Below are 25,604 nucleotides of genomic sequence, written 5' to 3' on the forward strand. Positions count from 1 at the left end.
TCACTCCGGGGAGGGGAAGGAGGCTGCCTGACGGCGTGCGCGCTTCGACAGCTTGGCGTCGACATCGGCCTTGATCCGATCGACGGCCTTGGCGGCCGGCGCGGTTGCCACCTTGGGAGCGTTCGCTGCCGCCGCACCGTTATCCGCCAGCACCGCCGCCTCGTCGCCGCCCGAGGTCATCGAGATCAGCGCAGGCGCGCTCTGCGCGGCAGCAAGAAGACCACGAGCCTCGCCACGACCACGCGAGCGGCTTGCCAGCTCGACGCTGCTGGCCGTACGCCCCGGAAGCGCCACGGCGGCCGCAACAGCGCGGCGCTCATGGGTAACACCCGCGACGTCCGTGTAGGCCGGGAAGACGATGCTCAGCTGGTAGCCCTGGTTCTGGCTCGCGATCACGCCTTGCGCATTGGCCATCTGGGCCCGGCCGCCATCGCCATCATCGACCTTGTAAGGGCCTGCGGGCGCCATGAGCTCGTTGGCATCAGCCTGCGTGATCTCGGACAGAGCTTTGTCGTCGATCGAAATCGACGGAGCGCAGACGCCGTCAGGTGCCTCGCACTTGAAGGATCCGTTGATATTGGACCCGAATGTGGTGCAGCCCGACGTCAGCACCAGGGCGGCGAGCGTGAGCGAAGCCGGGATCGAGGCCCGCATCAGCTTGCTCCGTTCAGCCAGGACTCGAGGAACTCGCGCGGGCGGTAGCCATGGACCACCGCGCCATCGCTGCGCACGATCACCGGGGTGCCGGCAAACCCGTTCTTCCGCGCGAACGCCTCATTAGCATCGAGCCCGCTGGTGTCGCACTTGCCGGCGGGGGGCAGGCTCTCGCCATTGTAGGCTCGCACCAGCGCCTTCGGCTTGTCGGCCGAGCAGATCACCGCATCCGAGAGCGAGCGCGTCCCGAGCACCGAGATCGGCCGCTCGATGACCTTGACGTTCATGCCCGAGAGCGTCTCGTGAAGCCGGTTGCAGTAGCCGCAGCGAAAATCGCTGAAGACAGTGACCGTTTGCGTCCCCGAGCCCCACTTGACCGCGCCTGAGGCTGGCAGACCGTCAAGCGCCACCTTCTGCATGGGATTGCCGGGGCCGGGTTGCGCAGGCCGTGTGGGGGCTGACACGGCCTGCGCCTCGTCGGAAACCTGAGGACTGGCGGCTCCTCCGACGAGTGTTTCGGGGCTGATCTCGAGCAGGCGCGCGGCGGTCAGATCCTGCCGCGTCTCCATGTCGTAGACCCGCCCAATGACGAGATACCGACCCGCCGGATCGGTATAGAACAGGTTGCTGCCAGCCTGCACTTCACAAAGCCCCGCGATCTTGCCGCACTTGACCGAAGTCAGCGGTGTCTTGGGCAGGCGCGTGGTCAGCGCCTTGGTCAGCGATGCATCAGCATCGGCGGTGGCGGCATAGAGGCCAGAGCCTCCGGCGAGAGCGCTGAGCGCCGCGGCGCAGCCAAGAATTGCCTTACGCATGGATCACCTCAATTGCGGATGAAGGTTCCGTCGAGGAACACGACCTCGACGTCGGCGCCGGTCGGCATTTCGATGACCGGCTGATACTGCTCGGCACGCTCGATCAGGTAGTTCGAGACGGTGTCTCCCGCAGTGGAGACGCCCTCACCGACGCCGCCCTTGAGGATGTCGCCGGTGCTGAGCTGGTCGCGCTTGCCATCGACGCTGACGTTGGCGCCCTGGAAGATCGAGTTGGTGTTGGCGGTGAAGCCGCGCCCGAAGCCGCCGGCGAGACCCGCGAGAAAGGCCTGCCCGATCAGGCCGCCTTCGCGGCTGACCACCCTGCCCCGCAAGCCCACCTTGCCCCCGAAGGAGATGAAACCCTTGACTTCGGAAACCGCGTAGCGGCCGCCCGGCTGCGGGCAGGTCATGCGCTGCAGCTTTACATAGACCTTCTCGGACGAGAGATCGCCGTAGGCGGCGCCATTGACCATGCAGCCCTGGACCCGCGTACGCAGCAGCTTGCCGTCCGAGAACACCGAGCGCGCAGGACCCGTGATGCGTAGCAGTACGGGCAGCGGATCGCCCTGGCTCCGCACATTGGTGGCGGCATCGACGCCTACTACGACCTTGGCCTGTGCCATCGAGTTGGGCGGCAGATAGTTGGGGCTGTCGGTGTAGACCGCCGCCTGCTTTCCGCCGGCGTCGATCCGCTTGCCGTCGCCCGTTGGCCCTGCTGGCCCACCGCTGAACGAGACCAGCTTGACCTCGTTGGATCGGGCCATTGGCCCGGCGCCGCCAAGACCCATAGCGCGAGCCGCTGCGGCAGCGCCGGGTGCACCGGCGTCAGCGCTGGGGCCGGCGCCCTTCCCTACCTGTTGCTTGAGCTCCCGGTTCTCGCGCTCGTAAGCATCGAGGACCCGCGTCGCATCCGCCTTCATCTGCTCGTTTTCCTGGCGCAGCGCCTGAAGCTCGCTCTGCACCTGGTCGACCTTGGTAACCGCAGTCTGGACGCCCTTGAGCTGGTTGGTCTGGGCCGTCTGCTGGTGATCGTACATCGACATCCAGTCCTGATCGGCGCGTTGCCGGTTGAGGATGGCGTCGGTCGAGACCTCGACCTTGTCGTCGCCTTCCTTGACGGCAGCGAGCTTCTCGCTCTTGGTGTCGGTACCCAGCACGAACCACATGGCGGCGAGACCGATCAGGCCGCCACCGCCGTAGAGGATCAGCTTCTGTCGCTTCTCGGTCGATGAGTTTTCGGCGATCATGCCGCCATCGTCGAGCTCGTCGAGAGCCTCGCCCTGCTGCTCGTCGACGTTCTTGGCTTTGCGGGTGAAGATATCCATTACAGGTCTCCTGCAGGCACGATGACATAGGCGCCTGTGGCCTGCCCTGGTTGTAGGGAGGCGTTGGAGATGCTGATCGCGATCGCGCCCTGCGAAGCAATGGTGTCATCACTCACAACCACCGGCTCCTTGCCGGTGTTCTCGATGCGCAGGACCTTGCCGGCCATCGACAGCCCATCGTATTCGCTGACGAGCTGGACCTTCAGGTTGCCGACGTTGACCGGCGTGCGCGGCTGATCGCGGATCTCGAAGCCTTCGAGTGGCTTCTGCTCGAACATGGCCCGCACCAGGGTCACGGCCTGCTGGTCGAGCGGCAGATTGGACTTAAACGCGACCGCCTGCGGCTTGGCCGGTTTCGCCATGTCGGCATTGGTCACGAAGACCTGCTTGGCCTCGATGCCGCTCACCTTACACACGAACTTGTAGACGAAGCCCTTCTGCGTGGTGCCGAAGAACGAGATCGTGGACCGAGTGTAGCCCTCCGGGACCGAGATATAGATGTCTCCACGCGTGGGCTCGTTGACGATCCCGAAGTCCTCGGTGACAATCCCGGTGGTAACCTTGGACACTGACGCAAACTGATCGTCCTTGAGCGAGATGCGCGTCAGGTCCTGCTTGGAAGCATCGCAATCGACTGCCCCGTTGTCGGTCGCAATGACGCTTTGGTCCGCCAGCGCCGGAACCGCCGTCATGAGCCCTGCTCCCAGGAGGAGTGTACCCAGGCAGCGCTTGGCGAAGCAGTCGATGGAGGAAAGCAGCGTGACGCCCGAAGCGATCTCGCAGGCGGCTACGACGTCAGTCATCGGCGTTGTCCTTGTCCTTGTCCTTTTTGACGACGACACCGAAGCCGCGAAGCTTGAGGCTGAGACCCTCGTACTTCCAAGCGAACTTGAAGACCTTGTTCTCGCGGCGGACGTCGCGCGAGGCGACGACCGTGTGGAGGACGCCGCCGACTTCGCTGGTCAGTGCCTCTGGATCGACGCGGATCCAGTCGATGGTCACGAATTGCGTGACCTGGGAACCCTGCTGCTCCTGCAGGATGCCCATGAGCTTGGATTTGAGCGGACCGCGCGCCTCAGGCGCGGTGATCTCCAGGATGGAGTCCATCCAATACTGGAGCGTCTCGGGCGAGCGATTGAGCGCGAGCTGCGCCGCATCCCGCGTGACCGCCTCGAGGTAGTCCCTGGAGACGCCCGACGATGAAATCGCCATCTGCTTGGGAATGACGGGCTGCAGGATGACTTCACGGTCGCGGCTAGAGGCCATCGTCACCAGCGCGAAGCATAGAATGGCCAGGACAAGACAGGCGATCGCCAGCAAGTTGCGTTGCTTGAGCGCGCGCTGCGATTGCTCGTGTGCGAAAGAAAGTTCCATATCAGCCCGCCATGACCCTGAGGTGAGAAGGCGGAGCGACTTTCAGACCGAAGAACCCGCCCGGCAGGTGCCAATAAGCGAAGTGCAATACCCAATACATCGAACGCCCGGCTCGGAGTTTGCGATAGCCGAACCAAGCGCCAATTGAGAGAATGAGGCCGATGACAATATGCTGGGCCATGATCCCCCACGCAAAAGGGATGATCATGACTAGAAACTCGTCCAACGTCCAAAAGCCGATAAGCTCAGGGTCATCGAGATGCTTGGGTATACTGTACGGATCCATCAAATCGCCCCAGTTTGAAGGAGGAGTTACCGGCGCACCGACAACTCCCCATCCAAGCGTCAGATCGTCGCGGTGACGGTCGAGGTGACGATCGGGATGCCGGTGCCCGCGCCAACGCCGACGCCGACCGGGATTGCCACCTGGCCGAGCGAGAAGCGGCCCGACGCAAGGCCGACGATGCCGCCGGCCAGCGACAGAACGGTGATGATCTTGCCGCCCGAGCCTTCGAGAAAGCCGGTGAACTGCGTCAGCGCAGTGTCGAAGGTAGCGTCCGTGCCGGCCAGAGCGGCCTCGGCGCCGATGACGCCGGCGGCAGCAACTGCGGCGGCAGCAAGCGCCACCTTGCCAGCGAGATTGCCGGCAGAATTTAGATTCAGTACCTTCATAAAGATTCCCTTCACAAGATGAACAGCGCAGCAGCGCATAAACATCGAGCCGGGAACCAAACGTTGGATCAACAGGTTTTAAGTAACTAGGGCGCAAGAACAGCACAAATGCGGCGAAATGAAGTAGGGCTTGAGGGGAGATGCCGCTAATTGGCGCCATTTAGTGGCCACCTTGGCGTCGAAACGACATCAGCATGGTGTCAAAACGACGCCAGTCCGGCGTCATATCCACTCCACGCTGGTGTCGAAATCACTCCACCTGATTTGAGCGACCATAATCCCGCTTTTTCTCGGTGGGTGAAAGATCCCGGATTTGAGAACCCCTGCGTTGCTGCTAACGATCCTCCGCCTCACGCTTTCAAGGGTCGAGTTGTGAAAGAATCTCAGAAGAACAGCACGGTTTACCCGCTAAGGCTGAATGCAGCCTCGTTTGAGATTATTCTGCAAGCTATACACGATCTGAGTGCAAGAACGCGGCGCTTCGAGACGTTCGCTTCGGTGATTGCCAGCGGTACGCAATTCCCTGCCGAAGCCGTCCCAAAAGCGCTCGACGATCTCGCTTCGATCATGCCGATTGAGGGAGATATCAAGGTGTTCGTCCGGCTTTCCGCAGATCGGCACAAGGAGTTTGAGGCGTTCCGAACTCTACTGAACGAAGCTGGAGAGACGATGTTCGGCGTGCGCGATGCGGTCATGGCTTGCAGCCTATTGATAGCCCCTCGCAATTGAGGCTTGCAATACTCGGCAGAAATCACGCATATAGACAATGCTACTGCATTAGCTGTGTGATTTGTGGTGAGGTGCTGAATGGGCGAATTACCTGATGAAGCGGGCTCTGGTGATAACGAGCGAGCGAGCGCTGAAATAACGGGTGGGTACGCCGCACTTATCAGAACCGCCCTCACCAAGCGTAATATCAGCAACAGAGCACTGCGTAGGGCCGGGGTTATCAACGAGCGTACTCGCCGAATATTCGATTATAAGCTCAATAGTGGCAATCTCACAATGAGTGAAATGACTGAGATAACGCGATTTCTCGACATTAACCCGATGAGAGCACTTATCGCCGTCGCCTATCTAAATGACCCAGACGCCTACTTCGAACCATGCTGTGAAGTGCTAACTGCTTACAATGAACAGCTCGTCACCGCTATGACTGAGCGTGCGGCGGCCCTCAGCGGCGACTTCGCAGTTATTCATCGGACATTACATCATTGCCCTGCGCACGTTGAAAGGATCTCGGTTGAAATCGTCGAGCAGCAGGAACGTACGCGCCAGTGGCTTGAGCGACGCACCGAATAAGTAATTGCTACGCGGCGTGAACAATTCCAGCCTAGTTGAGCGCTGCTATGGCGGCTTTTGTTTCATCGTGTGTTGGCGGCCTGCTGTCCTCCGCAACAAACGCTATCGCTTCGGCAACAGCCTCATCGGCAAAGTCGAAATTATCGCTCATCATCAGGCAATTGGCGGTGTAGTTCGCCAGGATAAAAACCAGTTGGTCCGAAAGCATCGCTTCAAGGAGCCTGCGTGCGTGCTCGCGAGTGTTCACCTAGGTTGGTCCGTCAGGCACCATGATGTAGCCCGTGCCCTCAGTCTTGCCGCCATCCTCGCAGGCATTCCCCTCGTTCGATATTTCGCCCCCGAAGGCTTCAGGCGACAAATCTCCATTTAAAAAAGCTACGATGGACGAATGCTCCATGCATGAAGAATAGCCGCCTCTCACACGGCCGCAACCTGCTATCTGCTATCTGCTATATCGAGATTTGATTGATGTCGTGGCAGATGGTTGGAGTTAGGCTTGAGCCGGGGCGATCTGACCGAAGCGGAGTGGCGTGTTCTGAAGGACTTGCTGCCGATTGGGCCTGAAAACCGTGGTCGAGGCAGGCCACCCGAATAGTACCGCTCGATCATCAACGGCATTCTCTGGCGGCTCCGCTGTGGAGCGCCGTGGCGCGATGTCCCAGCCAAATACGGCAGTTGGAACACGATCTATCGGCGGCTCCGACGCTGGAGCGAGGCTGGTGTCTGGGAAACCGTTGCAGTGACGCTAGCCGAGATCATGGTTGACAGCGGGCACTACGGCATCGACAGCACAACAGTCCGCGCCCACGTCTTGGCAGCGGGCGGAAAAGGGGACTCATTGACGTGCTCTTGGCCGCTCGCGGGCCGGATTCACCAGTAAGCCTCACTGCTTGGCTGATGCCCTTTGTTGACCGCTCGCCTTCCATCTGACGGTCGGCGAGGCAGCAGATTGCAAGCGTCTGACGCCCTGATCGATCTGCCCGAGCGCGCGCCGAACACCTTGCTTGCGGACAAGGGCTATGATGCCGAGGCTATCCGCGCCGACCTTGGTGAACGGAACATCGAGGTTGTCATTCCCGGTCGATCAAACCGCCGCATGACGATCGAACATAACCGGGTGCTCTACGAGGAGCGCAACCGAATCAAACGCATGTTCGGCCACCTCAAGATCAATCGCGCCATCTCCACCCGATACGACCAGTTGGCCAACAGCTTCCTCGGCATGGTCCATCTCGCAACCGCCAGATACTGGCTCGAATTTGCTCGCGCAGCCTCACTAAGGTCATTCTGACCTTGTAGCGTGACTAGTGACGCGATGTGGCCCTCGAGCCTGCACACGGTCTGACGATGGCCCGGAGTTTATCACTAGGCCGTGCAGTAGTGGTTTTCCAAGATCGGTCTGAAGACGCTCGACATCACGCTGGGCAGACGTCAGAGAACGGCTATTGCAAGTCTTTCGCCGGATCGATCCGCGACGAATCACTTAACGCCTAATCTTCCACACCTCGTCCGAAGCCCGCACCCTGATCGAAGCCTGTAGACGTCACTAGAACCGCACAAGGCTGCACGGCTATCGCCCACCGCCCTGGCAACAACTCCGGCGCCATGGCCGACCTCCGGTTCCGCTACGCTCTACCTGCAGGCAGCCATGGCACCGGAGGCAATCTACTAATGATCAAGACGGACCATTCGTTTGGGGCCGATCAGTAGCGATTTTCACCGATCGCGGAGCGCGTGGTCATCGTCAGATAAAAGACGTGACGGGGTCAACGTTTCAACGACACCCAGCCTCGATCTACGCGGTCTTACCGAGCGCGGACTGAACCGCAGGGATGATCGTATAAACTGCCTCACGCTGCGCCCCGCGATTGCAATGGTCGACGCGATAGCCCTGATAGTGCCGCCGCAAGAGCCCGGCCCGCACCAGGTCGGACACTGCGCGGCTGACATTGGTCCGTCCAGAATGCAGCAGCCGCTCGCGAACTTCGCCCGCAATTATCTGGTCGGCTGCCTGCGGGTTGGGCGGCAACAGTCCCTTGCGGTCGAGGTCGGCGCGAACCTGATCGACCACTGCCCGACGGCGGGCATCGCGCTGCGCCATCGGCATCAGCGCATCGCTCAGCCAGTCGCGCACCGGGACTGCCTGCCCATTTTCCTCGATATAGGGGCCTGCGCTATTGGATGTCCCGGCGGCGCGAGCGATCAAGTTGAGTACCATGAAGGTGTAGCGCGGCCGGGACGAAATGCGGGCGAGACGCTCCAGGACCGCCGGCAGATCGAGATTTTCGTCGTTCACCTGAAGAACCGCCGCCCGCGTGAGCGCAGGAGCCGCGACTTCGCGCGCTGACGCGACCGGTAGCGTCGCAATATTTGGTCCGAGGTCGTCGCCCTCAACGACCGCATCATTGGTGAAGAGGTCCGGCTGAAACATAAGGGGATTGAAGCATATGGAGAACGAAAAGTGAATCCCCATTCTCGCGCCCTCTTTCCGTTAGTCACGCGTGACACTTCACCCAGCGTCTTTCGGTAAAGTGTCACCAATGGCATTCAGCAGGCAGATGTGACTTTGCCATACTCGATCAAGTGGGACCCAGCTCGCCAAAGCTGCTACGTTGTCGGTAGGACATTAGAAAGCCCGCTCTGGTAAAGCGCGGCCCTTCTTTTATCGAAAGCGGAGACCGGCTATGCTCGTCCTGTCGGCTTCGAGGCATCTTCTTTCGACAGGCAAAGCTTTCCGGTCAAAGTGGCATGGTTTTTGAAGAACTTTTTTCCGAAGAGCACCGCCTTGGATCCACACCGTCATGGACCGATTGGAACGACGAGGCCAAAACCGTGGTTTCTCCGCAAAAACAGACCGGATGACACGCTGCGCGACAAACAGGATCGCGGTAGTGCGGACCCAGGGGCCTTATCGCGGCCGGTCAATCTACGATCTCGCGATGCTGCGGGCCCGGATAGCGCGCAAGTCGGTAAGCATAAGGTTGGGGCAGGCGGGACGACATCGGATCGTAGAAAATTCGCGTCCGCCAGAACGGATCATTAGGTCAGGCATGATGGCGAGCCCGACCATCATGACGTCCATCTTCCTATGTCGATCGCCGCCGTCGCATGGCCTGGCTCGTCGATTCCAAGGCGGTTGCAACGGACAGTCTGGTTTCAGTGCCGCACGCGACGCGATCGGCGCCATGAACCCATCGGGATCTTCGCGTCACCCGTCGAGATGTCCATGCCGACCCTGAACAGGTTGTTGCCCTCTTCCTTGTCGTCACGGGACCCCGAGCCACTTTTTCAGAACTCGACAGCCGTAATTGCCTAAGCGTCAGCTCTCGGCGCTACGTGGCTACCTAGCCGCTGACCGAATACGGCTGGGCGTCCCGCACATACCCAATTTGCTCGCCAATAGCGGCGAAACGGTCCGCCGCATGGCATTCCGCAGCGTCGGCCTCACTCGCATCTCCTCTTCCAAGTCATCGACGATCTCGCCGCAGGCAAGCTCGTGCGCGTCTCACGTAGGCCGAGGCGAACAGCAGGAGATTTCGCAGTCCACACTGGCGGTCCGGTCATGGCGACGCGACTGCGCACTTTCCTCGACCTTATCGTGCCGCGAGTCAGGGCGGGCCTCGCGTCGCAACGGTCGCCGTGCGAAGGCCTCAAGGAATTGTGAAACCACTTCCAAAGTTCTTAGAGCAGCAACTAACTACCGTGCCGCCTGCATAGGATCTAATTCGGTTTTCGACGCCGGGAACATGCTTTGGCGGAACATATCAGACAGAAAGCCTCATATCATGGAACTCAAGGATATCCTGCCGAGCAAGCTCGGCTTCGGCACCGCCCCGCTCGGCAACATGTTCCGGGCCATCCCGGAAGGGGAAGCGCTCGGCACCATTGAAGCCGCGTGGAATGACGGCATCCGCTATTTCGACACCGCCCCCTTCTACGGTGCTGGCCTTGCTGAAATCCGCCTCGGTGAAGCCCTCTCGGCCAAGCCGCGCGAAGACTATGTGATCAGCACTAAGGTCGGCCGGGTCGTTCTCGACGAGATCGACGACAGGGGGCGTAACAACGGCGAAAAGGGCGACGTCTTCGCTAACGGCCGCCCGAACAAGGTCGTCAACGACTATTCCGAAGAGGGCACGTATCGCTCGATCGAGGACAGCCTGAAGCGCCTCAAGACGGACCATATCGACATTGTCTTCGTCCATGACGTCGCGCAGGATTTCTACGGCGACGAGTGGCTCAACGTCTTCGAGACTGCGCGCAAGGGCGCCTTCCGTGCACTGGACCGCATGCGCGACGAGGGTGTAATTAAGGCTTGGGGTCTTGGCGTAAACAAGGTCGAGCCAATCGAACTGATCCTCGCGCTCGACGAGCCCCGTCCCGATGCTTTCCTGCTTGCCGGTCGCTACTCGCTGCTCGACCACAGCCGTGCGCTTCAGCGAGTGATGCCCGAAGTCGCCGCAAACGGGCTCGGTATCGTAGTGGGCGGGCCCTATAGCTCCGGTGCGCTCGTTGGGGGCCCGAACTTCGAATATGCCCCGATCACTTCGGTAATCCGCGACAAGGTCGCCGCCATCAAGGCGAATGCCGACGCGCACGGCATCAGCATGAAGGCAGCCGGCCTGCAATTCGCCCTTGCCAATCCGGCCGTCGCCGGGGTGATCCCGGGTGCTAGCCAGCCAAGCCGCATCGCCGAGGATCGCACGGCGCTCACCGAGATCGTTCCAGCCGGCTTCTGGCGCGACCTCCGCGCGGCGGGCCTCGTGGATGCGGCAGCTCCGCTCCCGATCGCGGACTGATCCCGCACTGAATTGAAACGACGCCTGCGATCGAGGCTACCCTCGGCCGCAGGACGCCCGGCGCCCGCGAGCCGGCGCACCATCCAGCCAGAAGCGGCTGACCATGAACGATCTCCAGGACGAAAAGCCGGCGCTCGGGCGCCCCGACGCGCCGCTGGGCGCCGGCGCCGCAGCCACCGGCGCGTGCTCGCCACCTCGGCCGCGGCTCAGGCATCGATGTCTGCAGCGGGGCGCAACACCGCTCCGCTCCAGCTATGCCTCGAAGGCGTCCAAATTTCGGCTTGACCGTCCAGAACATGAAGCGGGCCAACGAACTCGAGACCAAAGTTCTCCGTGGCACTGAAGCCTTCCAGCGCGGCGACTTCCCGTGCGATTCCGTCCGGAACACAGTGCTCGCCGACCAGGAGATCCCGGGCGAACGATCTGCAAATTGCCCCGCAAACGATCGGCGCCCGCAATCTGCGCGACGGCGACCAGCGCCGCGATGTCGGCTTTATCCAGTTCGACAATGTTGTGATCGAGCTCTTGCAATATCGCAGCTCCAACCAACCAATGGGCGGTCCGACAGCGTTGCGCCGCCGCTCAAGAATATGAGCCTGACCTTTCCGCGAATGATGCACATCTGCTTCGATGTCCGCGACGACGTCGACTAAAACAAATTCATCAGTGATCTCGAGGCTGAATCCGCCCGGCGTCGCATGACCCAGCTTCGCGCCAACCGCATCATCCGCGTGCGAAGCGAAGCGCAAGGGCGCGCCGGAGAGCACCAACATAACAAGGTAACGGTAACACCCTCGAACGGCTCGGAGCTCATCTACTGCGCATCACCTACATGCTGACGGCGCTGGCGGTAACCCGCCCTTCGTGACGATCCTACTCGCAGCGCTGCGGTCGCACAGCCCTGTGCGGGACTCCGCTACGCCCAGATTTCGGACTACAGCCATTCAATCATCGCCGAGGTCCCGGCCAAGCCCGCAAGGGAAGCCGAACACCGCAAAGCCACCTTTCCATTGTTGGAAGAGGTGCACAGAGATCCATAGCGCCTCGCACACTTACTGCAGGAAGACGACACGGCGCCCGACCGCTTCATCTTTTACGAAGTCTTAGCGACAGAGGCGGACCTCGGGCCACACAGTGCCATGCCCTATGCAAAGGCGTGGTTTGAGAGCTTCCCGCCCTTCCCGAGGGCGGCGCGCAGGTCCCTCGGCAAATGCTAGCGAAAGGCCAACGCTGATGCCCCGCGCGGCCTGGGCTCCCTCCCGCTGCTCCCGGCGCGCTCGCTCACCCTTTCTCCAGAAAGCGCTGCATCCGGGGCACTGTGAAATCTAGAAATGCTCGGACGCGCGCGGGAAGGAACTGCGCGCCCCGGAACAGGGCGTGGATCTCGTCGATCTGTCCGATGTCGCTTTCCTCCAATATCTCTACCAGCTCGCCGCGCTGGATCGCGTCCCGCAAGTGATAGTCTGCCGCGCGAACGATGCCGACCCCGGCGATTGCCATCCGCCTCAACGTCTCGCCATTATTGGCCAGTACTGTGCCACTAAGCATCCTATCGACGATCCGGCCCCCCTCGCGCATCGGCCAGACCGGATGGGCGCGGCGGAAATTGAACCCCAGGCAATTGTGGTTTGCTAGATCCGAAGGCGCCGCCGGCAGGCCGTAGCGTTCGATGTAGGCCGGTGAGGCCACGATCCGGCGCCGCGTCTCACCGATTTTTCGCGCCATCAGGTTAGAGTCCGAAAGCTTGCCCACCCGGATCGCGACATCGGTCCGATCGAGGTAGAGATCGACCACATCATCGGATAGCGAGACGTCGACGACGATACGCGGATAGGCCTCGACGAAGTCCGGCAGGATCGGCTCCAGCGCTGCGATCCCGAAGGTCACCGAAGAAGTGACCCGCACCACACCTTCGGCATCTCCACCACCCTGCACGAGTTGCTGTTCGGTTTCGTCGAGCATTGCAATCATGCTTTGGCTTCGCTCATAGTAGAATTGACCCTCGCGCGTTAGTGCAAGTCGGCGTGTCGAACGTTCGATCAGGCGGACTCCAAGGCGCGTTTCCAGCCGGGCGATCAGTTTGGAGACGGTAGACGGGGTCATCAGCATGAGGCGCGCGGCCTCAGAGAAGCTCCCGGTTTCCGCCACGCGAACAAAGACAACCATTTCGCCGGCACGATTATCCATGGTCTAGCTGTAATTCCAATTCGAAGATCAGAGATGGCCATAGCGGATCGAGTTCGTAATTTCGCTGATTCGTGAACGCTGCGAACAAGTCGCGGCGTTCGCGCGGAACGCGACGAGAGAGAGCAGATAAAAAAGGGGCCACACTGTGGCGGCCCCGAGTTTTAGGAGAGGATGCCTGAACGGCCTCATCTATGTGAGCCCACCACGGTTCTTGTACAACCGCGAAGAAGCCGGAAGGCTTGTGCATCCTGGCACATCAAATATGCAGGCGCACGGATAGTCCGACTGCTACATTCCACAGGCGCTGGTGGCCTAGGGGGCCGGGACGCCGAGCGGGGGGTATGGGGTCGGCGCCCCGGCATGCAGCCGGCCGGGGAGCCGGCCGCATTTGCAAAACAATATGGTGCGATGCGTGGAAACGGACGTTTTGCCGGATCTCTCCTTTGCGCCCGTCGAAACACCGCCACGCAGCCGGTTCCCTGCAGCGACAGTCGACCAGATACGGTATAAACGACCTGCCGCCCGGGATGGACCTCGCCGGGAATGCTTGCCTTCGGCTCGAACGTGACCCAACAAAGGGACAGCCCTCGGCCTGGAGCCGCAACAGGCAAGCCGCTTCCCACCATCATGCGCGACAGGACTTTGACCGCATTGTCCTGCGCGCTCGCTGCGTCAGGCGGCATGGCCGCCGACAGACGCAAAGCGGCTGAAAGTATTTTGATCACCGACCGTCTCCTTCGTACGGTCGATCCACGGCGGCGTCAGGGCAGAAACCCGTGGGAGCATCGCAACGTCGCTACCGTTCGCGCCAACCCCGGCGCTCGGGCGGAAGATGGCGCGATCGCTCTGAACGAGTGTTTCAATCGCGTTCATCAGCGCGCGGACACGAGAGTTCTGTGCCAGATCTTCATGAACAACGAGCCAATAGGTCCGCTCAAAGATGGCATCGTCCAAGGCGAGCCTCGCCAGACCGACCTGGTCTGCCATGAAGCAGGGCAGCACGGTGAGAGCATTGCCGCCCATCGCGGCACCTAGTTGGACGCTCATGCTCGTTGTGCGGTATTTGACATTGAGGTCGTCCGAGGCAGACGCCGGCAAGATATCCAGTTCGGGCGTGAACAGTAGTTCTTTGATCGGACCGCACCAGGTTTCTTCGCGCAGTTCGTCGAGGGTTGTGGGCACCGGACGATCGGCAAAGTAGCGATCCGAGGCGTAAACGCCGAACTCCACATCGATCAGTCGCTTGAAACGAACAACACCCTTGTTCGGCCGATCGAGGGTGATCACGATGTCGACCTCGCGCGATGCGAGAGAAAAGGTTCGCGGCACCGCCACCAGTTCGATTTCGAGGCCTGGATGGGCGGCGGTCAACGCGGCAAGGCGTGGCGCCAGATAATGGGCCCCAATTTCCTCGGTCGTGCCGACGCGGACAGATCCGACAATCCGCTCCTGCTCGCTGGCCAAGGTCAGGACCTCCTGAAGAATGATCGATTCTAATTTCTCGGCGGTCGCCCGCAGTCGCTCACCCTCCGGTGTCAGAGTGAGCCGGCGCCCCGCGCGATCGAACAACTGAGCCCCCGCCTCGCGCTCTAGGCGCGCAATCCTGCGGCTAATCGTGGAATGGTCGAGGCGCAGGAGCGGCATCGCCCCCGTCATGGTGCCTTCTCGCACCACCGCCAAGAAGATCCGGATATCGCTCCATTCCATATGCCGCTCCGATCATGGATCTGGAGCAGTTGTGGCGGTTGCAGTGGACAGTCTTTCGATGAGCAGGCCGAGGCCTGCGCGTACCGCACCAAGGCAACCGCCCAACAACCGGCACCAGCCTTTTGCGTGGACGACCTGGAAATATCCGAAAGGGCCTGTGACGGCTCGTTAAACGAAGTAAAACGAACGCGCCACGACTTTTATCTTGCCGCGGCAAGCCTGACCACTGCCTGCGAAATGCGGCTCTCGCCGGCGAGAACCGCCTGGAATGCCGGTCGCCCACCTAGCGCATCATACCAGCGTTGAACGTTCGAATGGTGACCGAATCGGACACTCCGGTGTCCATCGCCAGAAGCATCGACCGACAGACCTCGGTAAAGGTGCGCCCAGACGTGGATATCGGCGACCGAATAGCCGCCGCTCATCAGATAGGGCCGCATGCCGAGCTGGACATCCATCCAGCCAACGCAACGGGCGAGCGATGTGTGCATGGCATCGCTCCGGTTATGAGTATGGTCGGCGGCCTCCTGTATGGCGCTGGCAAGCCTTCCAGCTCCGAACTCCAGCCACTGCGCGAGACGAAACGCATCGATCGTGTCACTGGGCGGCGTGTAAAACTCGGAGGGAGCCAGCGCGATCATGGCCTGCAGGATCGCGCCGGGCTCGCGCAGCGTCGCTCCCTCGACGACCTCAAGTAGGGGCAGGACGCCAAAGGGATCAATATCCTCAAGAACCCGACCGTCCTCGGCGTTCCCCGTATCCGGGTCGACCTGGATGACAGTGATATGCGTGCCCGCCTCATAGGCGAGAATCTGCGGCCCGAGGGAATGAGTCCAGGGGGACCAGTAAAGCTTCATTCGCGCCCCATCCATCTGTCTGCCTCAACACAAGGAAGGTCCATTGTCACCCGATGACGAAGCGACGGGCCGGCTGAGCTGCCGCGATTGATCCTGCCTCTCGGAATTCCTGACAATCGAAGATTTTGCACAAGCAGCGTTCGCAATTGCGCGTTGCTCGCATCCGACCCGGCGCGAACTATGCGGCACGCTGATCGAAGCCTCTGCTTCAACGAATGTGAGGACAGCATACCCGGTGCGAAGCGCAGCGAGCCGAGCGGGGTCTAGTGACATTGGAAAGGATAACAGATGGACTATCGCCTGCTCGGCCGTTCAGGCCTCAAGATCTCGGCGCTCACCCTCGGAACGATGACCTTTGGCGGACAGGGCATGTTCGCCAAGGTCGGCTCGACCGGCCTTGATGACGCCCGCCGGCAGGTCGACATGTGCCTCGATGCCGGCGTGAACTTCCTCGACACCGCTGACATCTACTCTTCCGGCCAGTCCGAGGAGATCCTGGGGCAAGTGATCGCCGGGCGCCGTGACCGCTTGCTGCTCGGCACGAAGGTGCGCTTCCCAATGGGTGACAGCGTCAATGACCGCGGCCTCTCGCGTTATCACGTGATCCGCGCGTGCGAGGCGAGCCTCAAGCGGCTCGGCACCGATTGCATCGACGTCTACTGGCTGCACCAGTGGGATGGATTGACGCCGTTAGACGAGACACTGCGCGCGCTCGACGACCTCACCCGCGCCGGAAAGATAGGCTACGTCGGCGTCTCGAACTTCTCCGGATGGCACGTTATGAAGGCGCTCGCGATCGCCGAACGCGAGGGCCTCGTCCGTCCGGTCGGCCAACAGATCCACTACTCGCTGCAGGCTCGCGATTCCGAATATGAGCTCCTGCCGATCGGCATTGACCAAGGGCTGGGCGCGGTGATCTGGTCACCGCTCGCGAGCGGTCTGCTCTCCGGCAAGTATCGGCGCGGCATACCCGAGCCGGGGGGGACCCGCCGCGCCGCCGACTGGAACGAGCCGCCAGTCCGCAACTGGGAGAAGCTCTACAATATCGTCGAGGTGCTAGTGGAGATTGCGGCCCTTCGCAACGTAACCTCAGCTCAGGTCGCCCTCGCGTGGCTTCTCGGTCGCCCTGGTATCTCCAGCGTCATCGTGGGCGCCCGCACCGAGGCTCAGCTGACCGATAACCTGAAGGCGATCGAACTTCGGCTCACTGACGAGGAATTTGGCCAGCTGGAGGCGGTGAGCCAACCCCCCCTCCTTTATCCCTATTGGCATCAGCTGGCGAACGCGAAAGACCGTCTGTCGAATGCCGATCTGCTGCTGATGGGGCCGCACACGGGCGGGTGACGTTTACCCAACCGCCAGCCCTGCTGAGACGGCGACCGACGACCCGAGCTTTCCACCCTCGAAACCGCAACTGTGTCCAAAGGGTAACGGCTCTGAGGCCCTCTGTGATCACGTGACCTACGGTCATCTCGAAGTTGACCTCCAGCGACCATGTATGCGGGTTATCAATGTCAAAATCTTCAGCGGATACACTCATGAATGCGGTCTGGGCTTTTCATGTTACGAGGATGTTTTCCGGGATGGGTATCTCTGTTTCATCCGTAACATCGCGCCCCCTGCATCGGCCAGCAATGACATTGGGAAACGGTTCTCCGTCGAAGGCTAGCCCGGTACCATATGAGTGCGCGGCGGCAACTGTGTCGTTACAAGTGCGATTAGCACAAGCCCGCTTCGATCCTCCGGGTGCCTAGGTGAGTAGAAGGCGTGCCGGTTCGTATGCGCATTCACATCCATGCGGCGTTTCAGCGGGCAGGAAGACCGTACACCCTTTCCCCAGATACTCCTGTTGCCCTGCGATGATACGCAGCTGCGTTTGCCCCGAAACAATGTTTACAAGTAGGTTGCTATAGGGGTGGAGCACCGTCGGCGACCCATCGCCCTGCTTGGCTACAACCCCAAACTGCGAAAGGCGACCAAGATACTGGTGGTATGCAACGTGACGCAGCAACTCTCTCAAGGAAACAGCAAAACAGCCGCCATTGGCATCATGAGTCAGGCTGATGTCCGCCCAGTCAGCGACCGAGGGTTAGCTGTATGCCGAAGCCTACGAACACACCGCCGGTAGCCCGATCGACCCACCTTACGATTTGCGGTCTCCGCAGATATGGTCCTACCGTTCCCGCCAATCCGGCCAGGATGATGAACCAACACAATGCGATCGCGACATGTGCGCCCGCAAGCTGAAGCGACAGCCAAGCCGACACGGCACCGTGTGGTACGAACTGCGGCAGCAGTGTGAGGTAGAAAATGCCAACCTTGGGGTTGAGGATGTTAGTCGAAAACCCGCGGCGGAAGGCCCGCGCCCCGCTTGCATCCTCTGCGCCTGCCGGGATCGCCTCAACCGAGCCACGCGGATGCATAAGGAAGTTTACTCCCAACCAAGCGAGATAGGCTGCGCCAAAAAGCTTCAGGGCCATGAAGGCCGCCGGCGATGCGGCCAGCAGTGCCCCTAGCCCCAAGGCGGTCGCCGAGCCCCAGCAAAGGCATCCGCAGCCGATCCCTAGCGCCGCAAGTGCGCCATTCCGAAAACCCTCTGCCCCCGAAGTCCGCAACACCATGACTGTGTCCAGGCCGGGTGTCATTGTGAGCAAGGTCGCCGTGGCGAGGTAGAGAAACCAAGCCTGAATTGTCATGTTCAGAGTCCAAAGGGGAAAGGCACGCATACCTGTCACAAGTGAAAGATCCTGGGGCCCTGATCAGCCAATGTTTCGGGGAAAGATCAAAGACCGTGGGTATCCGGCGGCCAGTCACCCGCCGCCGGATCGTCACCCATTCCAGTCACATGCCGCGCGGACCAAATGTCGGTCGCGGCTTTACTGGGGTACGCGCAAACGGCGCGATCGTCACTTCACAGATAGCAGCCGCACGTCGACAGCTCTTCTGAGCCTCTTCGACTGCCAGTTCAACACAGGCGCGGTACTGAGAAGGCTTTTGCACGCCGCTCGCCGCGCACAACCCACTCGCCTGAGCGCCAATACGATAATGGAGGGCAACCCGTCCATTTGCCGAGCTCGGGTCCAGGTCACCGATCGCCACCGCCTCGGTCCTCACTTCATCCTGAACCTGGCTGCGTGCCGTCGCGGGCATCGCCCCAGCAACACAAATCCCTACAGCACCAGCAGCAAGTGCTGCGGCATTGCTCGCGAACCGACCGATCCACGCGGACATCGACATCATCAATCTGCTCCTTCAAATCGACCGAGACAATGCAGGAGCTGCTCATCGGCTTGGCTTCAGAAAGCGGCTTTTATGGTTACAGTCGAAATGAGCGAGACCCGGCCCCATGCCGGGGGGCCGTCTAACAGCGGTCTCCGCAACGCCGTGGCTCAGGCAGTAACCTCACGGGTCAGGGCGGAGCGCAACGCGGTCGCAAGTTCGGCAGGATTGAGCGGCCGGCTGACGATCTTTGTGATTCCCGTCAATGCCAGGGCCTCGGAGCGATGCGCCCTGGACGACCCCACGGCTAGTAGCCTCGGGAGGTGCGGGCGCAACTGCCGGATTTCGCGAAGCGCCCCGATCACCTCATCCCCGAGCACCCTGTCGTCGACAAGGACAGCGTCGAACCGGTCGGGCGATTGTTTAATTATGGAACGGATCTCCTTGCCGCCCGCATACCCGACCGGCTCATATCCGAGGGCAGCCAACAGGTCCTCCCCTAACAGCCGCTCTTGATCATTGGGAGCGACATACAGGACCGCCTCTCCTGCGCCCAGCAAGTCTCGGCCGGACTGGGCCGCGACCTCCGCCGCTGCGTCGTCTTCCTTGTAGCACGGCAACCAGACATTCGCTTTCGTACCAGTACCACACTCGCTGAGCAGCTCCAGCGCTCCTCCTGCTTCAACCAGGACATCGCGCGCGGTCGACAGCCCCAATCCCGTCCCGGTCGCCTTCGTGGTGAAAAATGGCTCGAACACGCGTTGGAGAGTTTCCGCGTCTATACCCGGTCCCCGGTCCGCGACCTCGACGGTGACGTAGTCTCCCTCGCACAGACTAACATCGCTTAGGTCGCACGGGGTAGTGAGCGTGCGCCGTCCTGTTCTGATCTCAATGCGCCCGCGACCGATCGCCTGGGCTGCATTTTGGCACAAGTTTAGGATGACCTGTTGAAGCTGGGACGGGTCAACCATGACGCTGCCCCCCCCCGCCTCGGCAGTGACAACAAGTTGAACCTCCGTCCCGATCGCGGCCTGCGCGAGGCGCGCTGTCTCGGCGACAAGGGCGTCGAGCGCGATCAGCCTGTACTGGTGGTCACGCCGACGGACGAACGAGAGAAGTCCCTGAACAAGTTGCTTCCCGCGCTCAGCAGAAATTTCGATCTGTGTGAGATTGTGGCGGGTCTCACAATCCAAAGCGCGCCCCGCTGCAATCTCGACGTTGCCACTGATCGCACCGAGAAGATTGTTGAAGTTATGAGCGATGCCGCTGGCGAAGGCGCCGACCGTTTCGACACGGCGCGCTTGCGACAATTCCGCCGCGAGTCGTAGTCGCTCGCGAGAAAGCTCTTCATGCTCAAACGCGAGCGACGCACCGTCCAGCGCGGCCCTCAGGATCGCTTGCTCCTCCACCGGCCAAGGTTTGCATTCGAACGGAAAGCCAAAGGCAAGGATGTTCCGAGATGGCGCGCCGCGCATCGGCAGGATGCAGAGGCAACTGACCAGTTGAGCCTCCATTAGGATTTTCCTGAGCGGCGATTCCAATGCGAGATCGCGGACGGAAAGACGCAGGATCCCTTCTTCGGAAGGACTGAGGTGCAGGTCAGTAGCCAAGAAGTAGTACGATGACCGCGCCTGCGAGGCGGGCCAGGTCCAAACAGCGTTCCTGTCAGGCATCAGCAGATAAGCGTGCGTGGCGCCGACTGGCAAAGCGATCTCGCCAAGGCCTCGCTCAAGGACCATTTTCAGTGTCCCGGGCGGCGCAGCCAGCATATGCATCGACAGCTGCGAAAGGGCGTGCTCGAGCGCGATTTGACGGCGCAGTACGGCAGAGCCTGCCCGTATTCGTAGGCCCCACCTGACTAGAACGGCGACGAGAGCGAGCGAGACCAGATAAAGGAGCAGTCGGTAACGGATTGCCGCCTCCTCCGCCTGCCCCTCCCGCTCCAGCAGACGCATGCGAATGGGCGCCGTCGATATGGTCGCGCTCACGCTGACTTGGCCACGGATGAGCATATCGATTTCCGGGAGCAACCTTGCGAGCAATCCCGCATGGGCCTGGATCCCGATCGCGTCGCGCCCGCAGCGCACATGCCGGCAGAGAATCTTCAGGTCTAATAGTCTCATCCGGACCGCATCTTCTGAGGATGGGCTTGGTTGCAAGTTCAGCTGTAGCATCGCCGTCGAAAGTCGTTCCACGGACTGGCGCACCGGCAGATTTTTTTCGCCGCCGCTGATCCGCTCGCTGAACAGGGCGAAATATGCCAGCGAGTTGAGCACAAGCGCGTTTTCTGATTTAAAACGTTCGGTCGACTCACGTTGCTGGCGAAAATGTCCCTCCAGCGCGCGCAGCGAAGCAGGATCCCTGGCAAGCCTGGAGGCCTGTTTGACGTTGTCGAGCATCCGTCGCATCATATCGACGTCGGCGTCTAACGGGTCGTAATTATTGAGCAGGCCGCTTCGCGCACTCAAGAGGTCGCGATGAAGGGCGTTTTCGCTTGCGCTGTAACCTTCAAGCGCCGCGAGGGCGCCGCGGCCAGGTGCGGTATAGGGAGATAAGCTAAGCAGCAGCAGCCACGAAAGCAGGCCCACAAGCCCGCATGCCGCAGCGGCATCCAGGAGTTTCACCTCGGGGCCTCGAGTCTGCGGCCTTTGTATTCGCCCGTCAAGGACTGGAGAAAAGCGACGATACGCCGGTTGTCCTCCCTGCTCAAATCCACATTCAATTGAGCAGCCGCCATTCGCTGGACCGCGTCATCCAGCGTCGGTGCGCTGCCATCATGAAAGTAGGGAGGCGTCACCGCGACATTCCGTAGACTTGGCACCCTCAGAATTCTCGGGTTTGGCGCTGCCAGCGGCCGGAAGATGCCATGCCTTTGACGGAGATTGCCACCGATGTTCCTGCCCTGATGGCAGGAGACGCAACCGAGCCGCTTGAATAGCGCATAACCCTCACGTTCTTCTCTGCTCAGCACGTTTGATTGGCCGGAAAGCCATTGGTCAAAGCGGCTGGGCGTCACCAACGTTCGCTCAAACGCCGCGATGGCCTGGGCGACGCCCAAGGCATCTAGCGGACGGCCATAGACACGCTCGAAAGCGTCACTGACGGCTGCATCTCGTCGCAGCCGATTAAGGCGGGTGGAAAGATCGACACCTCGTGTCATCAGGTCGCATTTGAGCGTAGCGATCACCATCCATTCGAGCGAGGGTCCCCTTCCCTCCCAGCCGAGATGGCGATTCAGTGCTGCGTTGTAGACAGTTGGCGTGTCCAAGACCGTTTGCCGAGTGCCGGCGAACGCACCGTTGGAACCGAGATCGTGACAACTCTGGCAGGATGTACGGCTGTCGCCTGATAGCCGCGCATCAACAAAAAACTGTCTTCCGAGCCGCTCTTTGGGACCAAGTCGCTTCTCGTGCACCACAATCGCCAGGATCGGCTCTCCGCGCGCCAACGCAGCAGGGGCCTCAATTGAGGGAACGGCAACAACGGGACCGCTTCGCGCAATCAGCGCGGCAACCAACAGGATGCCGGGCGCCACGATCAGGCTGATCGTAGCCACGGGTCTGAGATATGTTTCCTCATTTGTTGCTGGCGGCCGGAACGCACGGCGAGCGACCGAGATGACTCGCTTGAGTACCATGCTAAAAGAGGCGCTCGACGGTCGCGTCGAAAATATACCCCGCCCCCCGCTCCGTTCGAATCAATCGAGGCTGTGCGGGATCCGTCTCCAACTTGCGTCGCAGCCGAAGTACCTGGACATCTATGCTCCTGTCGAAGACGTCGTCATGCGTTCGCGTCGCCTGCAGGAGGTGTTCCCGTGACAGGATCCGACCCGGCGATTCAAGAAAGGCAATGAGAAGGGCATATTCACTCTTCGTAAGCGCAACGGCGTCGCCACGGGGATCCACCAACGAATGGGTCCAACGGCGCAACTCCCACCCCGCAAACCGGTAGATACCGCGATCGCGCTTCCGATTACTGCGCGTGCGTCCTATTTCTTGTCGGCGCAATATCGCGCGGGCCCGGGCGAGCAGCTCACGCAGGTTGAAAGGTTTGAGGAGATAGTCGTCCGCCCCGAGTTCGAGGCCGACGATGCGATCGATCTCGTCCTGCCGTTGGCCAGTGATGATGATAACAGGAACGTCGGACCGCTCACGCAGCTTGCGAAGCACGTCGAACCCATCGTGCGCTCCAAGTTGAATATCGAGAATTACAAGGCTGTACGGGACGCTTGCAAGCTGCTGCGAGAGGTTGGAGGGATCTACCAACCCTTCTGCGGCGCAATTATGCGAGCTGAGATAGGAAATGATCGCATCGCGCATTTCGGCATCATCATCTATGACGAGAACTCGCCCGGGACTGCCCTGCAGCGTGTCCTCAATTTGACCCGAAGCATCGCTTCGATCTGAGACGCGTGGCTCCATATTCATAACTGTCGAAGCCGATGATCGAGCAATCCACCGCTGTCGAGTAAAACGGGGTTAAATCTATGGCGCCCGGGGTGCGGTCGCGCGCGAAACCACGGGCCATTCTAAAGCGGATCGCCAACGGCTTGTGTTCTAAGTTACGGATGCAACACGATTTCACCAGGATTCACTCGCAGGAGATCGTTCTCCACGCCAAGACGGAACTTGAGATTTGTGCTCCGCAACGGTGTTTCGTCGTTTGGCGATGAGTGCGGACATGCCCCTACGCGAATAAGGACGGACGTCGAATGCGAATGCCCGAGACTCAAATCAGTCGACGTATTCTGCTCCAGATGGGCGCGACCGCCGCGACGTTGCTATGCTCGGGTATGGCTAACGATGCGCTCCAGGCTGCGCCCAGGCAGGCGACAAATGCACCGGGGGTTCGCTGGATCAAGCTAAGCAGCGGCCATAAAGTGTGGACGCAACGGATGGGATCTGGCCCGGTGAAAGTGCTCCTGCTTCATGGCGGGCCTGGCTTCTCGCACGACTACCTTCAGTGTTTCGCAGATTTCCTACCGCAGGCGGGGTATGAGCTCTATTTCTACGATCAGCTCGGTTGCGGGAACTCTGACCGACCCAACGACCCTTCCCTTTGGACTTTGCCACGATATCTTCAGGAAGTTGAGGAAGTGCGCGCCGGGCTCGGGCTCGATCGGTTCGTGTTGTACGGCCACAGCTGGGGCGGTATTCTCGGCATTGAATATGCCTTAACCCATCCCGATCGACTTTCGGGTTTCATACTCTCCAACATGACCGCAAGCATTGACGACTATATTGCCTACACGACCCGCCTGCGCGCGGCGCTGCCCGAGGCAACCCGCAAAGAGCTCGATCGCCTCGAGGCGGCCAGTGAAGCAGGCGGCAAGGAATTCAACGAGATCATCGAACGCGAACTGTATCCCCGGCACATCCTTAGGCTCGAGACATGGCCCGAGCCAGTTATGAAAGCGTTCGCTGCTGTCAACGGCGACATCTACAACCAGATGCAGGGCGCAAATGAGTTCGTATTCACCGGCAATCTGCGCAAATGGGACCGATGGGCGGACCTGCCGAAGATCCGGACCCGGACATTGATAATGGGTGCTGCCAATGATGAAATGGACCCCCAAAGTGTCCGGCGCGAAGCCAGTCTCATTTCCGACGCCGAGCTGTTCATTAGCCAGCAGGGAAGTCATCTGGCGATGTGGGATGATCAAAAGGCTTATTTCGAGGCCCTTTTGCGCTTCCTGCCTAGCGTAAAGGTCACCTGACCGGGCCGACTTTGCAGCAATTTATCTCGTTTAAGCGGCGCTTCTGACGTCTGAGCTCTATCTTCCATCGAGGAAGTCCGGTCGGTGACCCCGGTCACCGGGTGAACTATTCGACCGACAAACGCAGGAGGATATATGTCCAAAGGGACGGTGCTCATCGTCGGCTCAAACGCGACCCGGCTCGGCCTCAAAGGTGGCAAGACGGCCGCGACCGGGCAGTATTTGAACGAGACGGTGGTGCCTGCGATGGCGCTTGTCGAGGCCGGCTATGCGATCGTTCTCGCAACGCCAAATGGTCAAAAACCGCATATCGACGAGCATTCCGACGCGGCCGAACATTTCGGCGGAGACGAGGCCGCCTGGGAGCGCGGCCGCGAATTCTTTGCCCAGAGCGAGGCGATGAACGAAGTTCGCACGCTCCGGGCGGTCCTCGACGACGGACTCGACACCTTTGCCGGCATTTTCGTGCCAGGCGGCCACGCGCCGATCGTCGACCTCATGAAGGACACCGATCTCGGCGAGATACTTCGTCACTTCCATGCGCACGGTAAACCGACCGCTTTGCTGTGCCACGGCCCTATCGCAACCTTGGCAGCCCTTCCTCACGCGGCAGAATACCATAAGGCGCTCATCGCCGGCGACGCGCAGAAGATCGCCGAGTTCGGCAACGGCTGGCCCTATGCTGGCTACAAGATGACGGTCTTCTCGACCAATGAGGAGGAGATTGCCGAGGCGAACCTTCTTCACGGCGAATTGCATTTCAAGATGGTCAACGCCCTCGAGGGTGCGGGCGGAGTGGTGAACTGGAGTGACACGAATTTCGCCCCTTTTGTTGTCGAGGACCGAGAACTCATCACCGGCGAAAATCCCGCCTCCGACAAGTCGATTGCGGCCAAGTTCGTCGCTGCCCTTGGCCGTCAGACGCCCGCCAGTTAGCGGATCGGCTGCGTGTTCCCGTTCCGGCGTCCGGCGTCCGGCGT

The 25,604-nt window shown here is 60.8% G+C and carries 27 protein-coding genes; 8 read left to right on the forward strand and 19 right to left on the reverse strand.

The features are described 5' to 3' along the window. The 7 genes from PMI02_RS25975 to PMI02_RS17710 are packed head-to-tail and all read right to left on the reverse strand — an operon-like array spanning nucleotide 1 to nucleotide 4,840. Nucleotides 1-654 (reverse strand): hypothetical protein, encoded by a 654-nt coding sequence (locus PMI02_RS25975; RefSeq protein ID WP_007685331.1) that lies wholly within the window; start codon nucleotides 652-654, stop codon nucleotides 1-3. Continuing rightward, entirely contained in the window at nucleotides 654-1,469 is an 816-nt protein-coding gene (locus tag PMI02_RS17685) for a DsbC family protein (protein ID WP_007685332.1), read from the reverse strand. The genes PMI02_RS25975 and PMI02_RS17685 overlap by 1 nt, the downstream gene beginning before the upstream one ends. Before the next feature lie 8 nt (nucleotides 1,470-1,477). Then, nucleotides 1,478-2,794: a TrbI/VirB10 family protein gene (locus PMI02_RS17690; protein ID WP_007685334.1), complete on the reverse strand. Its 1,317-nt coding sequence runs from the start codon at nucleotides 2,792-2,794 to the stop codon at nucleotides 1,478-1,480. Then, nucleotides 2,794-3,597, reverse strand: a complete 804-nt coding sequence (locus tag PMI02_RS17695; RefSeq protein ID WP_007685336.1) for a type-F conjugative transfer system secretin TraK — start codon at nucleotides 3,595-3,597, stop codon at nucleotides 2,794-2,796. Before PMI02_RS17695 ends, PMI02_RS17690 begins: the two co-directional genes overlap by 1 nt. Further along, on the reverse strand, nucleotides 3,590-4,168 hold the full coding sequence (locus PMI02_RS17700; protein ID WP_007685337.1) for a type IV conjugative transfer system protein TraE: 579 nt from the start codon (nucleotides 4,166-4,168) through the stop codon (nucleotides 3,590-3,592). Before PMI02_RS17700 ends, PMI02_RS17695 begins: the two co-directional genes overlap by 8 nt. 1 nt (nucleotide 4,169) lies before the next feature. Then, nucleotides 4,170-4,454 carry a type IV conjugative transfer system protein TraL gene (gene traL, locus PMI02_RS17705; protein WP_007685339.1) on the reverse strand — a complete coding sequence of 95 codons (285 nt, stop codon included), beginning with the start codon at nucleotides 4,452-4,454 and terminating at the stop codon, nucleotides 4,170-4,172. 59 nt (nucleotides 4,455-4,513) lie between these two features. Continuing rightward, complete coding sequence (locus PMI02_RS17710; RefSeq protein ID WP_007685341.1) at nucleotides 4,514-4,840, reverse strand: hypothetical protein; 327 nt, start codon at nucleotides 4,838-4,840, stop codon at nucleotides 4,514-4,516. Between the two features lie 264 nt (nucleotides 4,841-5,104). Here PMI02_RS17710 and PMI02_RS17715 point away from each other — a divergent pair, with 264 nt between their 5' ends. Together PMI02_RS17715 and PMI02_RS27245 are read left to right on the forward strand one after the other, a co-directional pair. Continuing rightward, nucleotides 5,105-5,569 (forward strand): hypothetical protein, encoded by a 465-nt coding sequence (locus PMI02_RS17715; protein WP_157222577.1) that lies wholly within the window; start codon nucleotides 5,105-5,107, stop codon nucleotides 5,567-5,569. Nucleotides 5,570-5,647: 78 nt separating this feature from the next. After that, a complete protein-coding gene (locus tag PMI02_RS27245; RefSeq protein ID WP_157222578.1) occupies nucleotides 5,648-6,142 on the forward strand; it encodes a hypothetical protein in 495 nt (164 codons plus the stop codon). A 31-nt stretch (nucleotides 6,143-6,173) separates the two neighbouring features. Here PMI02_RS27245 and PMI02_RS27250 read toward each other — a convergent pair whose 3' ends face one another. Continuing rightward, on the reverse strand, nucleotides 6,174-6,389 hold the full coding sequence (locus PMI02_RS27250) for a hypothetical protein (RefSeq protein ID WP_036504369.1): 216 nt from the start codon (nucleotides 6,387-6,389) through the stop codon (nucleotides 6,174-6,176). A gap of 360 nt (nucleotides 6,390-6,749) precedes the next feature. Between PMI02_RS27250 and PMI02_RS28420 the strand changes: the two genes are divergently transcribed. Together PMI02_RS28420 and PMI02_RS27745 are read left to right on the forward strand one after the other, a co-directional pair. Further along, the gene (locus tag PMI02_RS28420) at nucleotides 6,750-7,022 is read left to right on the forward strand and encodes a transposase (protein ID WP_369751239.1); all 273 of its coding nucleotides are present in this window, start codon (nucleotides 6,750-6,752) and stop codon (nucleotides 7,020-7,022) included. A 27-nt stretch (nucleotides 7,023-7,049) separates the two neighbouring features. After that, on the forward strand, nucleotides 7,050-7,433 hold the full coding sequence (locus tag PMI02_RS27745; protein ID WP_202948630.1) for a transposase: 384 nt from the start codon (nucleotides 7,050-7,052) through the stop codon (nucleotides 7,431-7,433). Nucleotides 7,434-7,937: 504 nt separating this feature from the next. Here PMI02_RS27745 and PMI02_RS17740 read toward each other — a convergent pair. Beyond that, nucleotides 7,938-8,615, reverse strand: a complete 678-nt coding sequence (locus PMI02_RS17740; protein ID WP_007685347.1) for a hypothetical protein — start codon at nucleotides 8,613-8,615, stop codon at nucleotides 7,938-7,940. A gap of 1,312 nt (nucleotides 8,616-9,927) precedes the next feature. On the opposite strand from PMI02_RS17740, the gene PMI02_RS17745 reads away from it, so the two are divergent. Continuing rightward, nucleotides 9,928-10,938: an aldo/keto reductase gene (locus PMI02_RS17745; protein WP_007685349.1), complete on the forward strand. Its 1,011-nt coding sequence runs from the start codon at nucleotides 9,928-9,930 to the stop codon at nucleotides 10,936-10,938. Nucleotides 10,939-11,144: 206 nt separating this feature from the next. On the opposite strand, the gene PMI02_RS17750 is transcribed toward PMI02_RS17745, so the two are convergent. From PMI02_RS17750 to PMI02_RS17765, 4 genes are all read right to left on the reverse strand, one after another. Continuing rightward, a complete protein-coding gene (locus PMI02_RS17750; RefSeq protein ID WP_036504370.1) occupies nucleotides 11,145-11,711 on the reverse strand; it encodes a hypothetical protein in 567 nt (188 codons plus the stop codon). 508 nt (nucleotides 11,712-12,219) lie between these two features. Beyond that, nucleotides 12,220-13,125 (reverse strand): LysR family transcriptional regulator, encoded by a 906-nt coding sequence (locus PMI02_RS17755; RefSeq protein WP_007685350.1) that lies wholly within the window; start codon nucleotides 13,123-13,125, stop codon nucleotides 12,220-12,222. A 672-nt stretch (nucleotides 13,126-13,797) separates the two neighbouring features. Beyond that, nucleotides 13,798-14,832: a LysR family transcriptional regulator gene (locus PMI02_RS17760; RefSeq protein WP_007685351.1), complete on the reverse strand. Its 1,035-nt coding sequence runs from the start codon at nucleotides 14,830-14,832 to the stop codon at nucleotides 13,798-13,800. Nucleotides 14,833-15,032: 200 nt separating this feature from the next. After that, on the reverse strand, nucleotides 15,033-15,689 hold the full coding sequence (locus PMI02_RS17765; RefSeq protein ID WP_157222579.1) for a glutathione S-transferase family protein: 657 nt from the start codon (nucleotides 15,687-15,689) through the stop codon (nucleotides 15,033-15,035). 288 nt (nucleotides 15,690-15,977) lie between these two features. Here PMI02_RS17765 and PMI02_RS17770 point away from each other — a divergent pair, with 288 nt between their 5' ends. Beyond that, the gene (locus PMI02_RS17770; RefSeq protein WP_007685353.1) at nucleotides 15,978-17,033 is read left to right on the forward strand and encodes an aldo/keto reductase; all 1,056 of its coding nucleotides are present in this window, start codon (nucleotides 15,978-15,980) and stop codon (nucleotides 17,031-17,033) included. A gap of 406 nt (nucleotides 17,034-17,439) precedes the next feature. On the opposite strand, the gene PMI02_RS28425 is transcribed toward PMI02_RS17770, so the two are convergent. The 6 genes from PMI02_RS28425 to PMI02_RS17790 form a co-directional block, all read right to left on the reverse strand. Continuing rightward, entirely contained in the window at nucleotides 17,440-17,709 is a 270-nt protein-coding gene (locus tag PMI02_RS28425) for a cupin domain-containing protein (RefSeq protein WP_157222580.1), read from the reverse strand. A 55-nt stretch (nucleotides 17,710-17,764) separates the two neighbouring features. Continuing rightward, entirely contained in the window at nucleotides 17,765-18,415 is a 651-nt protein-coding gene (locus tag PMI02_RS17775) for a LysE family translocator (protein ID WP_369751238.1), read from the reverse strand. Nucleotides 18,416-18,530: 115 nt separating this feature from the next. Continuing rightward, complete coding sequence (locus PMI02_RS26510; protein WP_081496725.1) at nucleotides 18,531-18,929, reverse strand: UrcA family protein; 399 nt, start codon at nucleotides 18,927-18,929, stop codon at nucleotides 18,531-18,533. 149 nt (nucleotides 18,930-19,078) lie between these two features. After that, a complete protein-coding gene (locus tag PMI02_RS17780; protein WP_007685355.1) occupies nucleotides 19,079-21,532 on the reverse strand; it encodes a DAHL domain-containing protein in 2,454 nt (817 codons plus the stop codon). Next, the gene (locus PMI02_RS17785) at nucleotides 21,529-22,464 is read right to left on the reverse strand and encodes a cytochrome-c peroxidase (RefSeq protein WP_202948631.1); all 936 of its coding nucleotides are present in this window, start codon (nucleotides 22,462-22,464) and stop codon (nucleotides 21,529-21,531) included. Before PMI02_RS17785 ends, PMI02_RS17780 begins: the two co-directional genes overlap by 4 nt. An 82-nt stretch (nucleotides 22,465-22,546) precedes the next feature. Continuing rightward, nucleotides 22,547-23,329, reverse strand: a complete 783-nt coding sequence (locus PMI02_RS17790) for a response regulator (RefSeq protein ID WP_081496728.1) — start codon at nucleotides 23,327-23,329, stop codon at nucleotides 22,547-22,549. Nucleotides 23,330-23,664: 335 nt separating this feature from the next. Here PMI02_RS17790 and PMI02_RS17795 point away from each other — a divergent pair, with 335 nt between their 5' ends. Then, on the forward strand, nucleotides 23,665-24,624 hold the full coding sequence (locus PMI02_RS17795) for a proline iminopeptidase-family hydrolase (RefSeq protein WP_202948632.1): 960 nt from the start codon (nucleotides 23,665-23,667) through the stop codon (nucleotides 24,622-24,624). A 135-nt stretch (nucleotides 24,625-24,759) separates the two neighbouring features. Next, on the forward strand, nucleotides 24,760-25,560 hold the full coding sequence (locus PMI02_RS17800) for a type 1 glutamine amidotransferase domain-containing protein (protein ID WP_007685359.1): 801 nt from the start codon (nucleotides 24,760-24,762) through the stop codon (nucleotides 25,558-25,560). The last annotated feature ends 44 nt before the right edge of the window (nucleotides 25,561-25,604 follow it).

It is taken from the genome of Novosphingobium sp. AP12 (genome assembly GCF_000281975.1).
In the GTDB taxonomy this organism is placed as follows: domain Bacteria; phylum Pseudomonadota; class Alphaproteobacteria; order Sphingomonadales; family Sphingomonadaceae; genus Novosphingobium.

Bases quoted from the DNA above. Each gene is read 5' to 3' on its own strand.
- PMI02_RS25975 (WP_007685331.1), bottom strand. From the start codon at position 654: ATGCGGGCCTCGATCCCGGCTTCGCTCACGCTCGCCGCCCTGGTGCTG.
- PMI02_RS17755 (WP_007685350.1), bottom strand. From the start codon at position 13,125: ATGGATAATCGTGCCGGCGAAATGGTTGTCTTTGTTCGCGTGGCGGAA.
- PMI02_RS17750 (WP_036504370.1), bottom strand. From the start codon at position 11,711: ATGTTGGTGCTCTCCGGCGCGCCCTTGCGCTTCGCTTCGCACGCGGAT.
- PMI02_RS17710 (WP_007685341.1), bottom strand. From the start codon at position 4,840: ATGAAGGTACTGAATCTAAATTCTGCCGGCAATCTCGCTGGCAAGGTG.
- PMI02_RS17790 (WP_081496728.1), bottom strand. From the start codon at position 23,329: ATGGAGCCACGCGTCTCAGATCGAAGCGATGCTTCGGGTCAAATTGAG.
- PMI02_RS17700 (WP_007685337.1), bottom strand. From the start codon at position 4,168: ATGGAACTTTCTTTCGCACACGAGCAATCGCAGCGCGCGCTCAAGCAA.
- PMI02_RS17760 (WP_007685351.1), bottom strand. From the start codon at position 14,832: ATGGAATGGAGCGATATCCGGATCTTCTTGGCGGTGGTGCGAGAAGGC.
- PMI02_RS17685 (WP_007685332.1), bottom strand. From the start codon at position 1,469: ATGCGTAAGGCAATTCTTGGCTGCGCCGCGGCGCTCAGCGCTCTCGCC.
- PMI02_RS17770 (WP_007685353.1), top strand. From the start codon at position 15,978: ATGGACTATCGCCTGCTCGGCCGTTCAGGCCTCAAGATCTCGGCGCTC.
- PMI02_RS17695 (WP_007685336.1), bottom strand. From the start codon at position 3,597: ATGACTGACGTCGTAGCCGCCTGCGAGATCGCTTCGGGCGTCACGCTG.
- PMI02_RS17745 (WP_007685349.1), top strand. From the start codon at position 9,928: ATGGAACTCAAGGATATCCTGCCGAGCAAGCTCGGCTTCGGCACCGCC.
- PMI02_RS17800 (WP_007685359.1), top strand. From the start codon at position 24,760: ATGTCCAAAGGGACGGTGCTCATCGTCGGCTCAAACGCGACCCGGCTC.
- PMI02_RS17775 (WP_369751238.1), bottom strand. From the start codon at position 18,415: ATGCGTGCCTTTCCCCTTTGGACTCTGAACATGACAATTCAGGCTTGG.
- traL (WP_007685339.1), bottom strand. From the start codon at position 4,454: ATGGATCCGTACAGTATACCCAAGCATCTCGATGACCCTGAGCTTATC.
- PMI02_RS17690 (WP_007685334.1), bottom strand. From the start codon at position 2,794: ATGGATATCTTCACCCGCAAAGCCAAGAACGTCGACGAGCAGCAGGGC.
- PMI02_RS17795 (WP_202948632.1), top strand. From the start codon at position 23,665: ATGGGCGCGACCGCCGCGACGTTGCTATGCTCGGGTATGGCTAACGAT.
- PMI02_RS17765 (WP_157222579.1), bottom strand. From the start codon at position 15,689: ATGAAGCTTTACTGGTCCCCCTGGACTCATTCCCTCGGGCCGCAGATT.
- PMI02_RS17740 (WP_007685347.1), bottom strand. From the start codon at position 8,615: ATGGGGATTCACTTTTCGTTCTCCATATGCTTCAATCCCCTTATGTTT.
- PMI02_RS27245 (WP_157222578.1), top strand. From the start codon at position 5,648: ATGGGCGAATTACCTGATGAAGCGGGCTCTGGTGATAACGAGCGAGCG.
- PMI02_RS26510 (WP_081496725.1), bottom strand. From the start codon at position 18,929: ATGATGTCGATGTCCGCGTGGATCGGTCGGTTCGCGAGCAATGCCGCA.